Source organism: Butyrivibrio sp. VCD2006, from assembly GCF_000423925.1.
Lineage (GTDB): Bacteria > Bacillota > Clostridia > Lachnospirales > Lachnospiraceae > Butyrivibrio.
The window spans coordinates 43,052-65,304 of record NZ_KE384106.1; the positions used below are offsets into that span (position 1 = coordinate 43,052).

The window sequence follows — 22,253 nt, forward strand, 5'->3', positions numbered from 1 at the left end:
TACATTTGATTATATTGTTTTTCTGTGAGAGGGGTACACGGAAAGGAAAAAAGAATATTGAGAAAAAGAATTTGGGAAAAAAGTGTTGTTGCACTTGCACTGAGCGCTGCTCTTGTAGGACAGAGCTTTGCTCCAATTAGTGCTCAGGCTGAGGGAATTAATGACGAGAGTATAGTTCTTGAAAGTGAGATTCCTGAGGCTGATACAACAGATAGCCTTTCAGATGGGGATAATACTGAAGGCTTGGAAGTATCTGAGGGAACTACAGAGAATACAGAAGTTAGTGAAAGTGAGTCTGCAGAGTCAGCTCAGAGTTCAGATGAAAATGCTGAGGCTGCTGAAGCCAACAGTTCTGATGAAAACACAGAATCAGCTGATAGCAATGCTTCTAGTGAGAATTCAGATGATGCACAGAATGCGGAATCAACTGAGAGTAGTGAAGATGCTTCTGACAGCAATGAAAATGCTGCAGTAGAAGGAGATACTTCTTCTGAAAACACAGAAGAAACCGAGAATATTGCAAAAGAAGATGCAGAAGCTGCAGAGAATCCCGAAGAAGCAGTTTCAGATGGAAATGCAGAGGAAAAGGAAGCGGCTCCTTCAGTATCCGATGGTGATGCCAAGGAATCTACAACCGGTGCTTTTGATTATGAGGAGCATATTTCAGGATATACAATTAAGCTTCACGCTGAGGAAGGAATCATTCCGGAAGGCACCGAAGTAAGTATAAAGAAGGTTACAAAGGTTGCGGGACAGAAGGTTGATGATCTTGTTAACGATGCTCTTCCTGCTGAATCTGCAGTTTATGATTCTGCTTCCTTTGATATAACACTTTTAAAGGATGGTCAGGAATTTGAACCTGAAGGAGTAGTTTCAGTTGAAATAACTCTTGATGAAGAGCTTTCTAATGCAAACAGTGAAAGTGATTCTACAACAGTTCAGGTATTCCATATTGAGGACGATGCCACAACTACCGAGATTCCGGCAGATGTTGTAGATAATGCAACTGATGTTTACAGTGATACCGAAGAGACCGTAGTAAGCTATGACGCAGAAAGCTTTTCTGTTTACGACGTGGCTGTTGTTTTGAATTTCGAAACATCTGATGCGGTTGCAGAAGTTAATCCTGTATATAAAAATAGAATTGATGTAAGTCAGAGCGAGCTTGATAATCTTGCATCAACGCTTGATTCAACAGTACACGTTAAGTCTCTGCTTGCTTCAAACGGTAAATGCACTTCTGTTCAGGAAATGGCTGAGGTTGCGAGAAACGCCATCAAGGCGAGACAGAATGTTGTAACAATGGATTTCATGCTTCCCGGCTTACTCGGTGTATCTACACTTATTAATGCAATGTATCCCATCATTTGGGAACATACAGGAGTACCTAACGAAGGTGACTACGTAAGATGGGCTTTTATTGAGATATCCAGACAGGGTACAATTGCCTATGCAGGCGATGTAACATACGGAACACTTCAGCTTTCATTTACATTTACACATGATGCTGCACAGGAAATAGCAACTACAAATAAGATAAATGAGATCATAAATACATATAATTTAAATTCCGGAAGTGATTACGATAAGATTAAAAAGACATATGAGTATATAACAAAAAATATTTCATATGATCACGATTGTGCCAGAAATTCCACCTTATATGGGAATCATATTGGCTACTCGTGTTACTCGGCTGCAGTAACAAAACATACTGTATGTGAAGGATATGCACTCCTTTTCTACAGGATAATGCTTACTCTTGGTATTGATTCAAGACTTATCTCCGGTTTAGCATATGCTTATGAGTCTGATTCAGGTCATGGCTGGAATATAGTACAGCTCGGTGATCTCTATTATTATCTTGATGCTACCTGGGATGCTTATGATCCCAGACCCGGATATAACACGCCTGCTAAAAAAGTGCATTTCCTTAGAGGAAGCAGAAAAGATACTAGTATTGGATTTGATTTTGACCAGGAAGAGCACATAAGATATGACGAGTGCAATACTCCTGATTTCCTTAGAATTTATCCTGTAAGTGCTACGGATTATACATCAACTCCCAGCTTTGTTAAGCCTGATTCTGTTGCTATAAGCCAGGCCAGTGCAACTATAGGTGTTGGTGGGTTCCTTCAGCTTTCAGCAACATGCCTTCCTGCTAATGCTGCACAGGGAGTGAGATGGAATTCTTCCGATACTACAGTAGCTTCTGTAAGTGATTCAGGCTTTGTTGCGGGTTTAAAAAATGGTGAGTGCGAAATCTTCGCAACGTCCATTTATGGTGGTAAAAAGGCTAAATGCCGAGTCCTCGTAACTGACGGACAGGTTAAAATGCTTAATATTGCGACAAACAAAATCACTGTTTTCGCAGGATCAAAAGCACAGATAAATTGCACCGTATTCCCTGAATGGGCAGATATTAGAACTGTTTCATTCAAATCAAGCAAAAAGTCCGTTGCAACGGTCAATAAGAGCGGTGTTATTACCGGTAAGAAGCCAGGAAAATGTACTATTACATGTTCTGTTTCCGGTGGAACTGCCGCAAAGAAAATAACCGTAGTTGTTAAGAAGGCCAAGAGAGTAAAGAAGGTTAAGCTTAACAAGAAAAAGCTAAAGTTATCTGTTGGCCAGACATACAGGCTTAAGGCAAAAATAAAACCCAAGAAGGCTACAAACAAGAGCGTAACCTGGAAGAGCAGTAAACCCGGTGTTGTAGCTGTTGATGCTAATGGTAATCTGGTAGCCTTGAGTAAAGGAACAGCAAAGATCACAGTTAAAACTGTTGATGGTAAGAAAAAGGCAACCTGCAAAGTAAAAGTAAAATAAATTTCAAGTAGTAAAAGAGGAATCACAATGAAAATAGCTGTTTATCCCGGAAGCTTTGATCCCATAACATTGGGGCATCTGGATATTATTAGAAGAGCCTCCGCAATGTTTGATAAGCTGGTGGTTGTTGTCAGTGTCAACACAGCCAAGAGTCCGTTGTTTTCAGCAGATGAACGTGTTAAGATGATTAAAGAAGCAGTCAAGGATTTAAGCAATGTTGAGATTGATTGCTATGAAGGTCTTATCATTGATTACTGTAAGGAAAAGAACATTAAGATTCTTTTGAGAGGTCTTAGAGCTATTACGGATTTTGAATATGAATTACAGATAGCTCAGACGAATAAGGCATTTTCACATAATGAGGTGGATACGGTATTTTTGACGACAAGTCTTGAATATGCATACCTCAGCAGTTCAACTGTTAGAGAATTTGCCAGCTTTCACGGGGACATAAGTCGTTGCGTTACAGATTATGTTGCGCAGAAGATTTATGAAAAATATGGGTATGATAAACAGGCTATTGGGGGGTGAGAATAATGAGCAGTAGAATTGAACAATGTATTGATGAGATTGAGACATTCATTGATAGCTGCAAGTATCAGCCACTGTCACGTACGAACATCATTGTTAACAAGGAGGAGATCGATGAGCTTTTAAGAGAGCTTAGAAGCAAGACTCCCGAAGAGATCAGAAGATATCAGACAATAATCAGTAATAAAGAGGCTATACTTGAGGATGCCCGCAAAAAGGCAAAGGATCTCATTGATAAAGCTACAGAGCAGACACATGCAATGATCAATGAGCATGATATTATGCAACAGGCTTATGCACAGGCGAATGAAGTTATTGCTCATGCTGCTAAGCAGGCAGAAGAGATTTTAACTAAATCCACTAATGAAGCTAATCAGATGAAGGCAGCGGCTGTAAGCTATACAGATAACCTTCTTGCTGAGGTAGAGGTTATAGTTAATAAGGCAATAGAGACAACCAATGCCAATACAACTTCCTTCCTTAGAGATCTGACTGCTTATAGTGAGACTATAAAGTCCAATAGAGCGGATCTTGTACCGCCCAGTGTTAATCCTTCAAATGTTAAGGAGAAGCCGAAAGCATCTGCTAGTATGGCAGAGGTTACACCTGAAATACCATTTGATGAAAATGCGGATTTAAATCTTGATATGCTGTAATTTGTATTATAGATTACACATTTCATCTATCGTTGCTAATTATATAGCTGCCGGTGATCTGATCATACGGCAGCTATTATTTTAACAATCGAAGTGATTCGAAAAAGGGATATATGAGATTAGATAAGTTTTTAGGATCCTGCGGACTTGGAAGCAGGAAGCAATTAAAAGAATATGTAAAAAACGGTATGGTTACCGTAGACGGTGAAGTGGTTTCAAAGTCTGATATCAATATTGATCCGGCCAAAAATGAGATAATATTTTCCGGCGAAAATCTCACTGAGAATTACAAGGAATTCAGATACTATTTGCTTAATAAGCCTCAGGGAGTTGTTTCTGCAACAAGGGACAACCATGATGAAACAGTTCTTGATCTTATAGATGTAGGTTTTGACAATAATCTTGCACCTGTAGGACGTCTCGATAAGGATACCGAAGGTCTTTTGATAATTACAAATGACGGTAAACTTGCTCACAAACTTCTTTCTCCCAAGAAGCATGTTGAGAAGGAGTATGAGGTTCATACAAGGGATCCGTTATCTGATAAGGATATTAAGAAGCTTGAAGAGGGTGTGGATATCGGAGATGATGAGCCGACACTACCTGCTAAATCTTTTATTGAAAACACGGATGGAGAAGATGTCTTACATCTGATAATTCATGAGGGTAGATTTCATCAGGTAAAAAGAATGCTTGAAGCTGTCGGCAATGAAGTTGTATTTTTGCGCCGTATAAGAATGGGTGGATTGGTTCTTGATCCTGATCTTAAACCGGGGGAGTATAGAGAGCTGTCTGATGAGGAGCTTAAGCTCTTAAAATAAAAGCATTTGAGGTAGATATGAAAAAAGTAGCAAAGGGTAATTTTGGATATATAGAGTATAATCGTAAATTCGCAGCAATCAGAACAATAGTGGCACTTATTATTTGCCTTATCATCTTTTTCACAGGTCTGATAATTTACCATTCAAACAAGAGCGCATTCAGTATTATCGCAGCTCTTGGATGCCTGCCTACGGGACTGAGCGCTGTTAATATGATCATGTATATGAAGGCTCATCCCTGTTCAAAAGAAGCTTATGACATAATAGAGTCACATAGAAACGGACTTCTTATCAGATATGATCTTGAAATGACAAGTTACGAGGAAAACTATAGTATAGCGGCTGCAACTGTACTTGATAAGAATGTTGTATGCTTTACCGAAAATAAAGCACTTGATGTTGCAAATTGTGAGAAGCATATCAGAAACCAGATATCTCAGAGTGGTTATAGCAATTATACCGTTAAAGTTTTCAAGGATATAAATGCGTTCTGCACTCGTCTGGATCAGCTTGAACAGATCAGAAAATCAAAGAATATCGATCCTCAGGCTATTGAGGATTCCTGGGTACCGGGTACGGTTGAGACCTGTGCTTTGGTTTTACTTTCGGTTTCATTATAAAGAGCGTGATATGAAAGAGATTAAGATTGATAATAATTCATCGGGAAAGAGATTGGACAAATTTCTGGGAGGCTATTTTTCTGAATGCTCCATGGGATTTCTCTTCAAGATGCTAAGAAAAAAGAATATTACACTTAATGGCAAGAAAGCGACCGGAAAAGAGTTACTTAATAACGGAGACACTATTTCGGTCTTTTTTTCGGATGATACATTTTATAAATTTGCCAATAAGCATGTGAGCTCAGATGAAACCGCAAATAACACATCCGAGTATATAAAGGCTTACGAAAGATTCGGAAAGCTTGATATTGTCTATGAGGATGAGAATATTCTGCTTCTCAATAAGCCTGTAGGTATCCTTTCCCAGAAGGCAGAAGTTAAGGATGTAAGCATCAATGAGTGGCTTATAGGATATCTTCTTAAAGAAGAAGTAATCAGTCCTGAAAATCTCGGTACCTTTAGGCCTTCTGTATGCAACAGGCTTGATAGGAATACTTCGGGACTCCTTATATGTTCAAAAAGTCTTGTCGGAGCCAGAAAAATGGCGGAGGTTCTAAAGGACAGAAGTCTACATAAATATTATAAGACCATAGTCGTTGGAAGAATTTCCGAAGACTCGCATCTGTCAGGCTATTTGTATAAGGATAAAAAGACAAATAAAGTGACACTTTTTGATAAGATACCGGATAAAAATGCTGTAAACTCTGCTGACTATTCCCCTATAGAGACATCCTTTAAGGTGCTCTCACACGGGGCCTTTTCCTATGATGGGAAACAGCAGGAGCTCACAGAGCTTGAAGTGCTTCTTCATACCGGTAAAACACATCAGATTCGGGCACATCTTTCATCCACAGGTCATCCCATAATTGGAGATGGCAAATATGGAAAAGAGGCCATAAATAACTCACTTAGAAATAAGTTTGGGCTTAAGTTCCAATTGCTTCATTCGTATAAATTAGTATTTCCTAAAATAGAAGGAGAGCTTTCATATCTTTCTGATAAAGTTTTTGAAGCAAATTTGCCTGAGCAATTTAATAATATTGAACGTAGCTGTTTTTAATGAGGTAAAAGCATGGCCACATGGAATTCCAGAGGTCTAAGAGGGCAGACTCTCGAAGAACTGATAAATCGTACAAACGAGAAGTATCAGGAAGATGAGCTTGCCCTTATTCAAAAGATCCCAACACCTATTACACCTATAAAAATTGAAAAAGAGACAAGACATATAACACTTGCGTATTTTGACCAAAAAAGTACTGTCGATTATATCGGAGCTGTTCAGGGGATTCCGGTATGCTTTGATGCAAAGGAATGTGCTCAGGATACTTTTGCTCTTGAAAATATACATCCGCATCAGGTTTCCTTTATGGAAAAATTTGAGAAGCAGGATGGAGTCGCTTTTTTTCTTATCTATTACACCGGCAAAGGTGAATTCTACTACCTGACATTCAGAGCTCTTAAGAGATTTTGGGACAGAGCATCAGAGGGTGGAAGGAAAAGCTTTAGATATGATGAACTTGATCCTGAATTCGTAATTTCTGACGATAGCATGGGATACATTCCATATCTTGAATTATTGCAAAAGGATCTCGATCAAAGAGATTGACAAATAAATTGTATTCCTATAAACTTAAATAAATTTAATGTAGTAGCAAAGTAGCACGTTAACGCAATAAAGTGTTTTATGGGAGACGTTTATGAATCGTAGACTTTTACACACTCCGGAAGGAGTACGTGATTTATATGGAGCTGAATGCAGCGACAGATCATGGGTAAAGAATAAAATCTGCAGACGTATGAAGTTATACGGCTTTGAAGAGATTGATACACCGACCTTCGAGTTTTTTGATGTTTTTGCTGAGGAAATCAGCAGTAATAGCGAAAAGGAACTTTATAAATTCTTTGATCAGGATGGAATGACAATGGTTCTTCGCCCTGATTTCACGCCTTCTGTGGCAAGATGTGTAAGTAAATATTTTTTAGAGGATGATGAACCTGTAAGATTCTGCTATAGCGGGAAAACCTTCTTAAATACACATAGCCTGCAGGGTAAATTGAAAGAATCTACTCAGATCGGCGCTGAGCTTATGAATGATGGTTCAATTTTCGCTGATGCAGAGATGATAGCTCTTTTGGTTGAGGCAATATCGTCTACAGGCCTTAATGATTTCAAAATCAGTATCGGTGATGCAGATTACTATTATGGAATCTGCGAGGAAGCCGGCATTGATTATGATACTGAGGAATTAATAAGGGAAATGCTTGTTTCAAGGAATGCATTTGCTGCAGACCTCATCATGGAAGAGTCTGGTATCTCAGAGAAATATCGTGAGCTTATAAAGAACGTTTCAACCTGTATTGGTGATGCAGATGTTCTTGAACAGGCAGGAAAGCTTGTAAATAACAAGAGATCCCTAATGGCTATAGAGCATCTTCAAAACCTTTATAAGGTTTTATGCAGCTATGGTATCGAGAAGTATATTTCATTTGACCTGGGTATGCTCAGTAAATTCAACTATTACACAGGCGTAATGTTCGGTGCTTATACCTATGGCGTAGGAGATGCAATAGCTAAAGGTGGAAGATATGATGACCTTCTTGACAGATTCGGTAAGAGTGCGCCTTCCATAGGCTTTATGATAAATCTGGATGATCTGATGAAGGCTCTCTACAATCAGAAGGTATCTCTTCCTGTACATGATAAAGCTACCGTCATCGAATACACTGAGGACAATTTTAAAGAAGCATTGTCTAAAGCAAAGGACTTAAGAGATCAGGGAAAACGAGTTATCTTAAAGGGGGCGAAATAATATGAATAATCAGGATAGATATCTTACATTTGCCCTCGGAAAGGGACGACTTGTTGAATCTACAATGGAACTTCTGAAAAAATGCGGTATACAGTGTGAAGAAGTCACTGATAAGAAGACAAGGAAGCTTATTTTTACAAACGAAGAGTTAAAGCTTAAATTTTTCCTGGCAAAAGGTCCGGACGTGCCGACATATGTTGAGTATGGCGCTGCGGATATCGGTATAGTCGGAAAAGATACGATTATGGAAGAAAACCGCAGTGTTTATGAGGTGCTTGATCTGGGCTTTGGAAAATGCAGAATGTGTGTCTGCGGCCCTGAATCAGCAAGAGAACTGCTGGATCACCATGAAATGATCAAGGTTGCAAGTAAATATCCAAACATTGCAAAGGACTATTTCTATAACAGAAAGAACCAGACAGTCGATATAATAAAGCTTAATGGCTCAGTTGAGCTTGGTCCTATAGTTAACCTATCAGACGTAATAGTTGATATTGTTGAGACAGGCAGTACGCTTAGAGAAAACGGACTTACCGTACTTGAAGAAATCTGCCCTCTTTCAGCAAGAGTAATTGTTAATCAGGTTAGTATGCAGATGGAAGCTGAGAGAATTCACAAGCTAATTCGTGAGATGAAGGAGAATCTATAATGCGCATAGTAGAGCTTAATGACAAGACAAAGGGAGAACTCCTTGAAAAACTTTTAAAAAGAAGTCCCTCTAATTACGGGGAATATGAAAATATTGTCAATGATATAATCGCTAATGTCAGAGAAAATGGTGACAAAGCCTTATTTGAATACACTTCCAAGTTTGATCACTTTGATCTTTCTGCTGACACAATTAAAGTAACAAGACAGGAAATAGACGAAGCATATAAGGCCTTGGATGCGGACTTCATAGAAGTTATTAAAAAGAGTGCTGAGAATATCCGCGTCTTCCATGAAAAGCAAAAGAGAAATACATGGATTGATACAAATGAAGACGGATCAATTTTGGGACAGAGAATCATTCCCATTGAGATTTCGGGTGTATATGTTCCCGGCGGAAAGGCAGCTTATCCTTCAAGCGTTCTTATGAATGTAATACCCGCGAAGGTTGCAGGTGTTGAGAGAATTATAATGTGCACACCTCCTTCCAAGGATGGAAAAGTAAATCCCGGAACACTGGTTGCAGCTGATATTGCCGGAGTTACTGAGGTTTATAAGGTAGGTGGAGCTCAGGCTGTTGCAGCTATGGCGTTTGGCACAGAATCAGTTCCGAAGGTTGATAAGATAACAGGCCCCGGCAACATTTTTGTAGCACTTGCTAAGAAAGCATGCTTTGGATATGTATCTATTGATTCAATTGCAGGTCCCTCAGAGATTCTCGTAATTGCTGATGAGACTGCAAATCCAAGATATGTTGCAGCTGATCTTTTATCTCAGGCAGAGCACGATGAGATGGCAAGTGCTATACTTGTAACAACAAGTAAGGAGCTTGCTGACAATGTTTCAAAGGAAATCGATGGATTTGTAAAAGAACTCGAAAGAGCAGAAATCATAACAAAATCCCTTGATAACTATGGATATATATTTGTTGCCGAGAATATGTCTGATGTCATTGACGCCGCAAATGCCATTGCTTCAGAGCATCTTGAAATTATTACAAAAAATCCCTTCGAAGTTATGCCTAAGATTAAGCATGCCGGTGCAATTTTCCTCGGCGCTTATTCTTCTGAGCCACTTGGTGATTACTTTGCAGGACCTAATCATATCCTGCCTACTAACCAGACTGCGAGATTCTTCTCGCCCTTATCAGTGGATGATTTTGTAAAGAAAACAAGTATAATCGCGTATTCTGAAGAAGGACTTAAGAAGGTTCACGAGGATATAGAGCTTTTTGCAAAGAATGAAGGATTAACAGCTCACGCTAATTCAATAGCTGTTAGATTTGAGGAGGACTGATATGTCTCGAAAAGGTATGGTTCAGAGAAAAACAGGGGAGACAGACATAACTGTTGAAATCGAGCTCGATGGCTCGGGAAAATCCGACATTAACACAGGAATTGGGTTCTTTGACCACATGCTTTCAGCTTTTGCGAGGCATGGATTATTTGACCTTACTGTAAAATGTGGCGGAGATACCTATGTTGACGGACATCACAGTGTCGAGGATACAGGAATAGTACTTGGTCAGGCTATCGCTCAGGCACTTTCTGAAAAGAAGGGTATCAAAAGATATGGAAGTTCCATTCTTCCCATGGACGAAACCCTTGTAATGGCAGCCATTGATCTTTGCGGAAGACCGTATTTTGTTATGGATGCTGAGTTTTTAGCACCAATGATCGGTGAGTTTGACACTCAGCTTGTAAGAGAGTTTTTCTATGCCTTATCCTATGGAGCAATGATGAATCTTCACCTCAGAGTTATCACTGGTGTGAACGATCACCACAAGGTTGAAGCTTTATTCAAGGCATTCGCCAAGGCTCTTGATGAAGCTACAATGATAGATGAGAGAATTACTGGTGTACTAAGCACCAAAGGAAGTCTTTAATAAACCGGGAGAATATTTATGCTTAAAAAATTTGTGCCCTGCATTTACCTTTTGAAAGGTAATGCAGTAACTTCATTAGAAAATGCTGATGTCATTTCAGATTCACCAGTGGCTCTTGCTGAAAAATATGATGATGACGACTGTGATGCACTCATAATCTTTGATATGTCAGAAGGAGATGCTGAGCATGAAGAGTCTCTCGATATCATAAAAGAGATTTGCAGCATGGTTTCCTGTGATGTATACGGCGCAGGAAATGTAAAGAGAATGGAGGATATCAAAAAGCTCCTTTATGCTGGTTGCAAGAAAGCTTGCCTCAATTTCTCGAAGCAGGGTAATATCGATATTTTGCAGGAGGTTTCTGAAAAATTCGGTAAGGATAAGATTTGCATTTGTTACACTGAAACAGATAAGATTTCAGCATATGATGATCAGATAAGAAAATATGCCGACGAGCTTATTCTTCTTAACAGCTCCGAGATAAAGAAAACTTTTGAAATTGACCTGCCTACAATTCTCTGTGTGCCTGATCTTTCACTTGATAAGATGATAAGACTACTGTCTGAGAGCTGTGTCAGCGGATTGTCAGGAAGAGCCATCAATGCAAATTCCGCAGAGATTCGGAATATGAAGAATATCTGTGCTGAGAATGATCTTGCAGTTAATCGCATTGTACCTAATTTTACCTGGGAAGACTTTAAGAAAAACTCAGATGGAATGGTCCCGGTTGTTGTTCAGGACTATAGAACAGATGCTGTTTTAATGGTTGCTTACTTCAATGAGGAATCCTATAAGAAAACTCTTGAGTGCGGCAAAATGACATATTTTAGCAGAAGCAGAAACGAACTGTGGTTAAAGGGCGAGACCAGTGGTCATTTCCAATATGTAAAAAAGCTTACTGCGGATTGTGATATGGATACCATACTTGCAAAGGTTAAGCAGGTAGGTGTTGCATGCCACACCGGAAGCTATTCATGCTTCTTTAATGAAATCACTGGCAAAAAATATGCAGAAAAGAATCCTCAGAAGGTTCTTGATAGTGTATTTGCTGTAATAAATGACAGAAAGACCAATCCCAGAGAAGGCTCCTACACTAATTACCTGTTTGAAAAAGGCCTTGATAAGATCCTTAAAAAGGTCGGTGAAGAGAGCACAGAGATGGTTATCGCTGCAAAAAATAAAAATTCAAATGAACTCATTTACGAAATGGCCGATTTCCTGTATCATATGATGGTACTAATGGCAGAAAAAGATATTACCTGGGAAGAGATAACAGACGAACTTGCCAGAAGATAAATCGCTGCAATAATATCTTTTATGTATATTTTTGAGGTGTAATTTGAACGAGAAATTAGCTTTATCAGATGAAATCCTTCTTAGCATTAGTAAACCTGAGCGCTATATTGGCGGAGAGGTTAACAGTGCTGTGAAGGATTTATCTAACATTAAAATCAGATTTGCATTCTGTTTTCCGGATGTTTACGAGATAGGTATGTCTCATCTGGGAATTCAGATTCTGTATGGTCTATTCAATGAATATGATGACGTATGGTGCGAGCGGGTATTTTCTCCCTGGTCCGATATGGACAGCGTAATGAGAGAGAATAACATCCCGCTTTTTGCTTTGGAATCACAAGATCCTATTAAGAATTTCGATTTTCTTGGATTCACTCTGCAATATGAGATGTGCTATACAAACATCTTACAGGTTCTTGATCTTTCAGGAGTGCCTATCTATACCAAGGACAGAACCTGGGATGATCCGATTGTGATTGGTGGTGGCCCCTGTTCCTATAACCCTGAACCAATAGCAGATTTCTTTGATCTTTTCTATATTGGTGAGGGTGAGACCAAATACCGCGAGCTCTTTGATCTTTATGAAAAGAGCAAGGAAGAGGGCATTTCAAGAGAAGAGTTTTTATATAGATGCTCTCAGATAGACGGCATTTACGTTCCCTCTCTCTATGAGATCAGCTATAAGGAAGACGGAACCATAGAATCAATTACAACTCTAAGGGAGAATGTTCCGGCAGTAGTTAAGAAGGAACTCTGCCTTGATCTTACAAATGCCTATTATCCCATGAAGCCTGTTATGCCTTTCATAAGAGTTACTCAGGACAGAGTAGTTATGGAAGTAATGAGAGGCTGTATCAGAGGCTGCAGATTCTGTCAGGCAGGTCAATTGTACAGACCTCTTCGTGAGAGAGACGTTAAGACATTAAAGGAATATGCAATAACATTACTGAAAAATACTGGGTATGAAGAAATCTCTTTAAGCTCTCTTAGTACCAGTGACTACACAGGCCTTAATGAGCTTTTGGAATTTCTTATAGATTACTGTAATGAGCACAAGGTTAATATATCTTTACCCTCACTTAGAATTGATGCATTTTCCCTGGACGTAATGAGTAAGGTTCAGGATGTTAAGAAGTCATCACTTACCTTTGCGCCCGAGGCCGGCTCTCAGAGAATGAGAAATGTTATAAATAAAGGTCTTACCGAGGAAGATATTTTGAGAGGCGCTCACGAAGCATTTCTTGGAGGATGGAACAAGGTTAAGCTTTATTTCATGCTTGGACTTCCGGGTGAAACCACCGAGGACATTGAAGGCATCGGTGATATAGCCAACAAAATTGCAGTTGAGTATTTTGAGACAGTTCCGAAGGAAAAGAGGAACGGCAGAACCATAGAGATTACTGCAAGTACATCATTCTTTGTTCCCAAGCCCTTCACACCTTTCCAGTGGGCATCAATGAATACTAAGGAAGAATTTCTTGATAAAGCCAGCATCACAAGAAAAGGAATCATGTCTCAGCTTAATCAGAAGCACATTAAATACAACTGGCATGAAGCAGACGCAAGTATGCTTGAAGGAATCCTTGCTAGAGGCGATAGAAAGCTTTCAACTGTTATTTACAATGTATATAAACGCGGATGCATCTTTGATGCCTGGAGTGAACACTTCAAAAATGATATCTGGCTTGAGGAGCTTGAAAAGGCCGGACTTGATCCTATGTTTTATGTAAAACGCGAGAGAACTAAGGACGAAATCCTTCCCTGGGATATGCTTGATTGCGGTGTTTCCAAGGAATTCCTGTGGCGTGAATGGGAGACCTCCAAGCAGGCAAAGGTTTCACCTAACTGCAGACAGTCCTGCATGGGCTGCGGCGGTGCAAATTATGGTGTTGGAATCTGTTTCCAGCCTAAGACAGGTGTGTAATATATTTTTATGAGTAAAAGACAATCTTCTTAGTCTTTGAGAAGACAGTATGAGTTAAAGAAAAACTTCTTAATCTTTGAGAAGACAGTACGAGTTAAAGAAAAACTTCTTAATCTATGAGAAGGAAGTATGAGTTAAAGAAAAACTTCTTAATCTTTGAGAAGACAGTACGAGTTAAAGAAAAACTTCTTAATCTTTGAGAAGGTAGTATGAGTTAAAGAAATATGCCTTCTCCCTTTTAGGGAGAAGGTGGCACGAAGTGCCGGATGAGGGTATAAATGAAAAAATTACGCTTAAAATTCAGTAAGCACGGTCCCATCCGCTTCCTTGGCCATCTCGATGTGATGAGATATGTCCAGAAAGCAATTAGACGCGCTGAAATAGATATAAAATATAGTGAGGGCTACAGTCCTCATCAGATTCTTTCCTTTGCTCAGCCCCTTAGTGTAGGTTCAACTACTGACGGCGACTACATGGATATGACAGTTCTTAGCTGTGATAGCATTCAGTCAGTAATGGACGCATTAAACGGCGCAATGAATGAAGGAATAGAAATACTTGCTATTACTGAACTCCCTGAAAAGTGCGAGAATGCGATGACAAGTGTGTCTGCAGCTGAATATGTTATTTCCTTCAGAGAAGGCAAGGAGCCTAAGTTTGATCTATCAGAAACATTTAGCAGATTTATGGCTCAGGCTGAGATCCCTGCAGTTAAAAAGACAAAAAACGGCGAAAAAACCATTGATATAAAGCCTTTGATTTATAATTATGAGATTCTCGACGGAAACAAGATACATGTTTTATTATCTGCAGGAAGCAGTAGTAACCTGAAGGCTGCGCTATTAACTGAGAGTCTTTTTGCTTTTGCAGGCGAAGAAATGAAAGAGTTCGCAGCCAAGTTCAACAGACTTGAAACATATCTTTCAGGCGATGATGATAAAGGACATTATGTTCAACCAATGATTCCTGAAAAAATGTCTGAGGTTTCTTTCGCTTCTGCAGATGGAGTCTCACAGGGTAAGATATATGTCTGAGATTATTATCACCAGATGGCATGAACATCTTTCACTGATTGGGCTCATTGATAACAAGGTCGAGGTGCTTGATATACTTGATTCTGTCGACAGAACAGGAAATATTTATGTTGGCAGAGTTGATAATCTCGTATCTAATCTGAATGCCGCTTTTGTCCGGTTTGATGTGAACAGTGGAAAACACGGTATCGGATTTTTGCCTTTAAAGTCCTTGCCGCCTGAATATGTACTTAACAGGCAGATTACATCTTCTTCGGAATTAAGACCCGGAGATATAGTTCTTGTTCAGCTTAAAGTTGAAGAACAGAAGATGAAGCAGGCAAGACTTTCAGGAAAAATCGATTTAAAGGATGTTCCATTTAGCGGTGATTTGGATGATTTATTAAGGATTGCCAAAACACGCAGCGAACATCAGCTTATATGCGGGACTGACTGTAGCATATCTGAGAGTGTAAAGTCAGCAATAGAAATAGTTGGCGATATAGCCTCTGTTACAACTGATGTGAATGACGTATATGATGAGCTCATGGGGAATGGAATAGACTGTACACTTTATAATGAAGAAGAAAAAAGAATACCTCTTCAAATATTCTACAGTCTAACCTCCAAGACAGATGACCTCTTTAAAAAGAAGGTATGGCTTGATTCGGGTGCATTCCTGATAATTGAGCAGACTGAAACGCTTAATCTTATTGATGTAAATTCAGGTAAAGCCATAAAGAAATCAGATGAGTTTTTTCTTAAGCTTAATAAAGAAGCGGCACTTGAAGCTTACAGACAGATAAGACTCAGGAATCTTTCCGGAATGATTCTTATCGATTTTGTTTCAATGAAGAAAAAAGAAAAGAACGAAGAGCTGATTCAATATATTAAAGAAATCATCGCCTCTGATCCGATGAATTTATCTTATATAGACCTTACAGGACTTGGGATCATGGAGTTTACAAGACAAAAAAGTAAAAAATCTCTGAGGGAAACTATTGACATTAAAAATATGTGATGTTATTATTTTAGAGTATGCCGCTTAACGAGGTTGAAGAGGATTGATAAATCCCACCATAGTTAGCGAGATTTGGAAAAAGGAGGTGCCTTATGTACGCAATTATAGTTACTGGTGGTAAGCAGTACAAGGTTTCCGAGGGCGACGTTATTCGTGTTGAGAAGCTTGACGTAGAAGCCGGAAAAGAAGTTACATTTGATAATGTTATTGCTGTAAGTGATGACAAGACTCTTAAGGTTGCTGGCGATGTAGCAGGTGCTAAAGTTAGCGCAACTGTTATGGAACAGGGCAAGGGCAAGAAGGTTATCGTTTACAAGTACAAGAGTAAGACCGGTTATCACAAGAAGAACGGTCACAGACAGTGCTTCACAAGTGTAAAGATTGATAAGATTTCTCTTTAATCTTGTGTAAAAGAGTGTTTGCAGATATGACAAATATCATTATTCGTAAGAATTCGGATGGCGAGTACATGGGTTTCAGACTAGAGGGACACGCAGGTTCCGGTGAATATGGCAAAGATATTGTATGTGCAGCTATTTCAATGCTCACTATTAATACGGTCAATTCTCTTGAGAAATTTACAGATGATATTTTTGCCTGTGATGCTGATCCTGAAAGGGGTTATATCGAAGTGACATCAGAGAATGGTTTTTCTGATGCTGGTGATTTATTGCTAAAATCCTTCGAACTAGGAATTACAGGTGTCTACAAACAGTATGGTAATGAGTTTTTGAACATTAAATTCGAGGAGGTGTAAGTCATGTTGAATATGGACCTTCAATTTTTTGCTCATAAGAAGGGAGTCGGATCCACAAAGAATGGTCGTGATTCCGAGTCAAAGCGTCTTGGAGCAAAGAGAGCTGACGGACAATTCGTAAAGGCTGGAAATATTTTATACAGACAGCGCGGCACACATATTCATCCCGGTGTTAACGTAGGTATCGGTAAGGATGATACTCTGTTCGCACTTATCGATGGTGTGCTTCGTTTCGAGCGCAAAGGCCGCGATAAGAAGCAGGCTAGCGTTTACGCTGTAGAGAAGTAATCAGTATCGTTTTGCATTGAGCTCCAAACATTTTATTGTTTGGAGCTCTTTTTGACTATAACCCTTAGCAAGGTTTGGACCTGCTGAAGGTTATCATTAATCTAGGAGAAAGAGATGCCTGCATTTGTAGATAGAGCGAGAATATTTGTAAAAAGTGGCAAGGGCGGAGACGGACACGTATCCTTCAGAAGAGAGAAATTTGTTGCTAATGGTGGACCGGATGGCGGCGACGGCGGAAAAGGCGGCGACGTAATCATCCAGGTTGATCTTGGAATTAATACTCTCTCTGATTTCCATTACGGCGGAAAATATAAGGCTGAGAATGGTGGCGATGGTGAAAAAAGAAGATGTCATGGTAAACAAGGCTCTGACATCGTTATTAAGGTTCCCCAGGGTACAGTTATTAAAGAAGCTGCCAGCGGAAAAGTAATCGTTGACATGTCAGGCGATACCACCAGAGTTGTTCTGCTTAAAGGCGGACGTGGCGGTAACGGTAACATGCATTATGCCACAAGTACTATGCAGGCTCCCAGATATGCACAGCCCGGTCAACCGGCGAAGGAGCTTGAGATTTTACTTGAGCTTAAGATGATCGCAGATGTTGGCCTTGTTGGATTTCCTAATGTTGGAAAATCAACATTTTTGACTAAAGTTTCAAATGCAAAGCCTAAGGTCGCAAATTATCATTTCACAACACTTACTCCTATTCTCGGAGTAGTAGATCTGAACGATGCAAGAGGCTTTGTTGTTGCTGATATTCCCGGTCTTATTGAGGGCGCAGCCGATGGTGCAGGACTTGGTCACGAGTTCTTAAGACACATCGAGCGTACCAGAATGATGATTCATGTTGTAGACGCAGCAGGAACTGAGGGTAGAGATCCTTTTGAAGACATTGAGGCAATTAATAACGAACTAGCCAAGTACAATGCCGATATAACCAAAAAGACACAGGTTATTGCAGCTAATAAGATTGATATGTTACCCGATGGTGAAAATTCTGAGATAATTCAGAAACTCAGAGATAAATTTGAACCTCAGGGTGTAAAAGTCTTTGCCACATCAACGCTTACTGGCAAAGGAATTAATGAGCTGTTATACTATATAAGCAGAGAGCTTGATAAACTCGGTGAAGATACTGTTGTTTTTGAAAGCGAGTATGATCCTGAGCTTGAGCTTAAGGAAGAAGTAGAGTCATTTACTGTAGAATATGATTCCAGGGCTAAGGAATACGTAATCGAAGGTCCTAAGATTGAAAAGATGCTTGGTTATACTAACATTGAATCTGAGAAGGGCTTCGCGTTTTTCCAGAATTTCCTTGTGGAGACAGGTATCCTCGATCAGCTTGAGGCACTTGGTATTCAGGAAGGCGATACAGTAAGGATGTACGGACATAGTTTTGACTATTACAGAAATGCAGATCAAGAAGAAGCTCCTGATATGAGCGAAGATGAGATGCTGGATGATAATATAGATATTGATACGGAGGACGAAGATGAATTTAACGAGTAAGCAGCGTGCTTATTTAAAAGGACTTGCAATGAATCTTGAGCCTGTTTTCCAGATTGGAAAATCAGCTGTTACCCCCGAGGTTACAGAGGCTGTTTCAGAGTGTTTCAATAATAAAGAACTTATCAAAGGTTCAGTTCTTAAAAACTGCGGCGATGATGTTAAGGAAGTTGCAAACACAGTTGCTGACAGAACAAGATCAACACTTGTTCAGGTAATCGGCAGAAAGTTTGTACTTTATAAACCTTTCCATGAAAATCCCGAGATAAAGCTTCCTAAGTAAGACTTAAAAGCTCAGATATTTAGGCTTCAAATGTTAAAATAAAATGACAACGAGGTATATTAAATATGGCAGGCAGAAAAATAGGTATTTTAGGCGGTACATTTGATCCGATTCACCATGTTCATCTTATACTTGGTGAGGCAGCAAGAGAGCAGTTCGGCTTAGACAGAATAATTTTTATTCCCAGTGGCTGTTCTTATATGAAGGACATAAACAGTATAACACCCGGAGAACTGAGATATCAGATGGTTAAGCTCGCGATTGAGAATAACCCTTATTTTACCTGTTCACGACTTGAAATTGATCGTGAAGGCAATAGCTATACAATAGATACCTTACATGAACTTAACAAGATGTATCCCGGAGATGAGATATATCTTATTCTTGGAGGTGACACCTTCAGACAGATTGAGAGCTGGTACAAGAGCGAAGAGATATTTAAGAGCTGTGTAATTCTAGCAGCTGTCAGAGATAATATGACAATTGAAGACATGGATCAGCAAAGAAGATATTTACATGATAAATACGGCGCTGACATCAGAATACTTCAATTCAGAAATCTTGATTTGTCCAGCAGCGATATCAGAGCCAGAATGAAAACCGGAAGGTCCGTAAGATACTTGCTCCCTGATTCTGTTATCGAGTTTGCTTGTCTTAAGAACATATTTACCGGTATGCCTATTACACCTAATGACGATGATGATGTCAGAATCTATAATGGCTAATATTAAGACTGGATCCTTCAAGTATGAAAATAATTGAGATATCACATAAACTAAGAAAAGAAATGAAGCTTGTTCTTAATGCAGACCGATTTGATCATACCCTGGGAGTTGCCTATACAGCTGCTAATATGGCGGCAGTTCATGATATTTCGGTTGAAAAAGCACTGATAGCAGGATATTTGCATGATTGCGCAAAGAATCTGGAGCATGACGAACAAATAAAGATCTGCAAAAAATATGGAGTTGAGATCTCTGACATAGAGAAGAGAAATCCATCTCTTATTCATGCTAAAGCAGGTATGTGTCTGGCAGAACATCGTTATGGAGTAGATGACAAAGAGATATTATCTGCAATAAGATGGCATACCACCGGACATCCGGGTATGACAGATTTGGAAAAAATAGTATTTATTGCGGATTTCATTGAACCCAACAGAAAACCTCTTGAACATATGGATCAAATCAGAAAAGAAGCATTTAAGGATCTTGATAAATGCATGCTTTATATCTTGAGAGATACTTTGAATTATCTAAAAAATATAGATAAAGAAAGCGATCCAATGACTGAGGAGACTTACGCATATTATTTAGAAAAGGATAAGGTAAAAAATGGCTGAACATACAATTGAGAATTCAAAGAACATGGTTAAAATTGCAGTTGAAGCAATAGAAAATACTAAGGGCTCTGATATTGAGATCATCGACATCAGCGAAGTATCAACACTTGGAGATTTCTTCATTGTAGCAAGCGGTACAAACAGATCTCAGATACAATCAATGGCTGACAGAGTTGAAGAAGCTCTTAGCAGAGCAGGATATGAGAAGAAGGATGTTGAAGGATATGAGAGTGCCTTTTGGATTCTTCAGGATTTTGGCGATATCATCGTACATATCTTTGACCAGGAAAACAGACTTTTCTATGACCTTGAAAGAATCTGGAGAGACGGAAAAAGACTTTCAAAGGAAGACCTTTAATATTTTATATCGAAGGATTTTAATTAATTATTTATGAATAATCAAAAGAGCAGGCATAAAAACCTGCTCTTTTTGCTTATAAGAAATTTGTTATTAAAATCATATATCAGTTAATCAGTAAAGTCTCAGAACACCAAATACGCGTCCAAGAATCTCACAATTATCAACGATAATCGGATTCATTGTGTCATTCTCAGGCTGAAGTCTAATGTGTCCCTTCTCTTTATAAAAGGTCTTAACAGTCGCTGAATCATCAATCAAAGCAACAATCTGTTCACCATTTCTGGCTGTATCACAGGCCTCAACAAACAGACGATCACCGTTAAATATTCCGGCGTTGATCATAGAATCACCTTTGACATTTAAAATGAACATCTGTCCTTTAGGACACATCTCTGCGGGAATAGGGAAGTAGCTTTCAATATTCTGTTCGGCAAGAATAGGAGTGCCTGCTGCAACCTGTCCTATAACCGGGATATTGACCATCTCAGTGCGGATCATATTGAAGGAATCATCGCAGATCTCAATTGTACGAGGCTTAGTGGGGTCACGTCTGATATATCCGTTTTTCTCCAGAGTCTCAAGATGAGAATGAACAGAAGATGTGGATTTTAAATGAACCGTTTCACAGATCTCCCTTACAGTCGGAGGGTATCCTTTCTCCAGAATCTTATCCTTGATAAAATCCAGAATTTCCTGCTGTTTAGCGCTAATTTTACCTTTTTCCATAGCATACCTCCATAAGTATTTAGAACCTGTGTTCAGTTTAACACAAAAATTTAATTAAAGCAAACATATATTCGCTGTACTTTTTATTGGACAGGGGATTTCGTAAGATAAATACATAAAGAAACCGCATTAATCACAAAACACTCACATTGCTGTGAGTGTCCTGCGATTTTCTTATGAGGGGGAGATAGTGTGATTTCGTTCATCAACTATCTTGATATAAATAATACTTTATAAATATGAACAAATTATGAACACAAACGAATGATTTTTTTAAGATTATTTAATATTCATTTTGAGAACAAATGTACGAAAAATACATTGACAAAAGAATGAATGTTCGATATATTCATTTTAAGAACAATTGTTCGTAACGTTTGTTCGAATTCGGAGGTGTAGAGATGAGAGAGGTTACAGTTGGTGGTAAGTCTTATAGTTATTCTGAGAATTGTGAGAGGAGCTTTGCTCGTTCAATGAACAATAAGCGTCGAAGAGAGAGACAGCTTCGCAGAAGAATAATTACATTTTGTGTCTCAGCTTCCGTTATCATATTCCTTGCCCTGGTTCTTACTTTTTCCTTTAAGTCAGATGCAAGTTCAAGTGTGGCTCACAAGCAGTACCGCTATTATTCATCTGTAAGTGTTGTCCAAGGAGATTCTGTACACAGTCTTGCTGAGAAATATATGGATAATCTTCATTATAGGAATGCAGACGAGCTTGCCTGTGACATTGCTGATATCAATAGAATATCTACTAAGACAGAGCTAAAGGCAGGAACTAAAATATTTGTGCCCTATTATGAAGATTTTATTAAATAAATGGAAACTACAAAATAAATAATAGTATCCAAAAATTGAGAGTAAAATATATAACATTTGCCAATAGCATTTGCCACTCATATATTGCATTATTATTCTAGTTAATAATGTATTATTT

25 protein-coding genes are annotated in these 22,253 nt (G+C 39.0%); 24 read left to right on the forward strand and 1 reads right to left on the reverse strand.

Going from position 1 to position 22,253, the window contains the following annotated elements; translation table 11 throughout:
• Positions 1-57 precede the first annotated feature (57 nt).
• The 23 genes from G586_RS23765 to rsfS all read left to right on the forward strand — a co-directional run bounded on the left by G586_RS23765 (position 58) and on the right by rsfS (position 20,588).
• Positions 58-2,829 carry an Ig-like domain-containing protein gene (locus tag G586_RS23765; protein WP_035773555.1) on the forward strand — a complete coding sequence of 924 codons (2,772 nt, stop codon included), beginning with the start codon at positions 58-60 and terminating at the stop codon, positions 2,827-2,829.
• A gap of 27 nt (positions 2,830-2,856) precedes the next feature.
• Positions 2,857-3,360 (forward strand): pantetheine-phosphate adenylyltransferase, encoded by a 504-nt coding sequence (coaD, locus tag G586_RS0118125; protein WP_026528848.1) that lies wholly within the window; start codon positions 2,857-2,859, stop codon positions 3,358-3,360.
• A gap of 5 nt (positions 3,361-3,365) precedes the next feature.
• Positions 3,366-4,016 (forward strand): hypothetical protein, encoded by a 651-nt coding sequence (locus tag G586_RS0118130; protein ID WP_026528849.1) that lies wholly within the window; start codon positions 3,366-3,368, stop codon positions 4,014-4,016.
• 113 nt (positions 4,017-4,129) lie between these two features.
• On the forward strand, positions 4,130-4,837 hold the full coding sequence (locus G586_RS0118135; RefSeq protein ID WP_026528850.1) for a pseudouridine synthase: 708 nt from the start codon (positions 4,130-4,132) through the stop codon (positions 4,835-4,837).
• Between the two features lie 17 nt (positions 4,838-4,854).
• Positions 4,855-5,457 (forward strand): hypothetical protein, encoded by a 603-nt coding sequence (locus G586_RS0118140; RefSeq protein ID WP_026528851.1) that lies wholly within the window; start codon positions 4,855-4,857, stop codon positions 5,455-5,457.
• 10 nt (positions 5,458-5,467) lie between these two features.
• Complete coding sequence (locus tag G586_RS0118145; RefSeq protein WP_026528852.1) at positions 5,468-6,517, forward strand: RluA family pseudouridine synthase; 1,050 nt, start codon at positions 5,468-5,470, stop codon at positions 6,515-6,517.
• 12 nt (positions 6,518-6,529) lie between these two features.
• Positions 6,530-7,063, forward strand: a complete 534-nt coding sequence (locus G586_RS0118150; RefSeq protein WP_026528853.1) for a Holliday junction resolvase RecU — start codon at positions 6,530-6,532, stop codon at positions 7,061-7,063.
• 91 nt (positions 7,064-7,154) lie between these two features.
• The gene (gene hisZ / locus G586_RS0118155) at positions 7,155-8,267 is read left to right on the forward strand and encodes an ATP phosphoribosyltransferase regulatory subunit (protein ID WP_026528854.1); all 1,113 of its coding nucleotides are present in this window, start codon (positions 7,155-7,157) and stop codon (positions 8,265-8,267) included.
• Between the two features lies 1 nt (position 8,268).
• Entirely contained in the window at positions 8,269-8,916 is a 648-nt protein-coding gene (gene hisG, locus G586_RS0118160) for an ATP phosphoribosyltransferase (protein ID WP_026528855.1), read from the forward strand.
• Positions 8,916-10,211, forward strand: a complete 1,296-nt coding sequence (gene hisD / locus G586_RS0118165; protein WP_026528856.1) for a histidinol dehydrogenase — start codon at positions 8,916-8,918, stop codon at positions 10,209-10,211. Before hisG ends, hisD begins: the two co-directional genes overlap by 1 nt.
• Before the next feature lies 1 nt (position 10,212).
• On the forward strand, positions 10,213-10,800 hold the full coding sequence (gene hisB / locus G586_RS0118170; RefSeq protein WP_026528857.1) for an imidazoleglycerol-phosphate dehydratase HisB: 588 nt from the start codon (positions 10,213-10,215) through the stop codon (positions 10,798-10,800).
• A gap of 18 nt (positions 10,801-10,818) precedes the next feature.
• Entirely contained in the window at positions 10,819-12,096 is a 1,278-nt protein-coding gene (gene hisIE / locus G586_RS25810; RefSeq protein ID WP_081674455.1) for a bifunctional phosphoribosyl-AMP cyclohydrolase/phosphoribosyl-ATP diphosphatase HisIE, read from the forward strand.
• 43 nt (positions 12,097-12,139) lie between these two features.
• Positions 12,140-14,020 (forward strand): TIGR03960 family B12-binding radical SAM protein, encoded by a 1,881-nt coding sequence (locus G586_RS0118180; RefSeq protein ID WP_026528859.1) that lies wholly within the window; start codon positions 12,140-12,142, stop codon positions 14,018-14,020.
• A 278-nt stretch (positions 14,021-14,298) separates the two neighbouring features.
• The gene (locus tag G586_RS23770; protein ID WP_051204904.1) at positions 14,299-15,054 is read left to right on the forward strand and encodes a TIGR03936 family radical SAM-associated protein; all 756 of its coding nucleotides are present in this window, start codon (positions 14,299-14,301) and stop codon (positions 15,052-15,054) included.
• Complete coding sequence (locus G586_RS25255; protein WP_051204905.1) at positions 15,047-16,054, forward strand: ribonuclease E/G; 1,008 nt, start codon at positions 15,047-15,049, stop codon at positions 16,052-16,054. The genes G586_RS23770 and G586_RS25255 overlap by 8 nt, the downstream gene beginning before the upstream one ends.
• Positions 16,055-16,146: 92 nt before the next feature.
• Complete coding sequence (gene rplU / locus G586_RS0118195; RefSeq protein ID WP_022759963.1) at positions 16,147-16,455, forward strand: 50S ribosomal protein L21; 309 nt, start codon at positions 16,147-16,149, stop codon at positions 16,453-16,455.
• Positions 16,456-16,481: 26 nt separating this feature from the next.
• Positions 16,482-16,811 (forward strand): ribosomal-processing cysteine protease Prp, encoded by a 330-nt coding sequence (locus tag G586_RS0118200; protein ID WP_026528860.1) that lies wholly within the window; start codon positions 16,482-16,484, stop codon positions 16,809-16,811.
• Positions 16,812-16,814: 3 nt separating this feature from the next.
• The gene (gene rpmA, locus G586_RS0118205) at positions 16,815-17,099 is read left to right on the forward strand and encodes a 50S ribosomal protein L27 (protein WP_022759965.1); all 285 of its coding nucleotides are present in this window, start codon (positions 16,815-16,817) and stop codon (positions 17,097-17,099) included.
• A 114-nt stretch (positions 17,100-17,213) separates the two neighbouring features.
• Entirely contained in the window at positions 17,214-18,608 is a 1,395-nt protein-coding gene (obgE, locus tag G586_RS23780) for a GTPase ObgE (RefSeq protein ID WP_081674457.1), read from the forward strand.
• The gene (gene yhbY, locus G586_RS0118215; RefSeq protein ID WP_026528861.1) at positions 18,592-18,888 is read left to right on the forward strand and encodes a ribosome assembly RNA-binding protein YhbY; all 297 of its coding nucleotides are present in this window, start codon (positions 18,592-18,594) and stop codon (positions 18,886-18,888) included. Before obgE ends, yhbY begins: the two co-directional genes overlap by 17 nt.
• 65 nt (positions 18,889-18,953) lie before the next feature.
• The gene (gene nadD / locus G586_RS23785) at positions 18,954-19,613 is read left to right on the forward strand and encodes a nicotinate-nucleotide adenylyltransferase (RefSeq protein ID WP_051204906.1); all 660 of its coding nucleotides are present in this window, start codon (positions 18,954-18,956) and stop codon (positions 19,611-19,613) included.
• 23 nt (positions 19,614-19,636) lie between these two features.
• Positions 19,637-20,230 carry a bis(5'-nucleosyl)-tetraphosphatase (symmetrical) YqeK gene (gene yqeK, locus G586_RS0118225; protein ID WP_026528862.1) on the forward strand — a complete coding sequence of 198 codons (594 nt, stop codon included), beginning with the start codon at positions 19,637-19,639 and terminating at the stop codon, positions 20,228-20,230.
• Entirely contained in the window at positions 20,223-20,588 is a 366-nt protein-coding gene (gene rsfS, locus G586_RS0118230; RefSeq protein WP_035773559.1) for a ribosome silencing factor, read from the forward strand. The genes yqeK and rsfS overlap by 8 nt, the downstream gene beginning before the upstream one ends.
• 114 nt (positions 20,589-20,702) lie before the next feature.
• Here the strand turns inward: rsfS and lexA are convergent, their stop codons facing one another.
• The gene (gene lexA / locus G586_RS0118235; protein WP_026528864.1) at positions 20,703-21,317 is read right to left on the reverse strand and encodes a transcriptional repressor LexA; all 615 of its coding nucleotides are present in this window, start codon (positions 21,315-21,317) and stop codon (positions 20,703-20,705) included.
• Positions 21,318-21,718: 401 nt separating this feature from the next.
• On the opposite strand from lexA, the gene G586_RS0118240 reads away from it, so the two are divergent.
• Entirely contained in the window at positions 21,719-22,135 is a 417-nt protein-coding gene (locus G586_RS0118240) for a LysM peptidoglycan-binding domain-containing protein (RefSeq protein ID WP_026528865.1), read from the forward strand.
• Positions 22,136-22,253 lie beyond the last annotated feature (118 nt).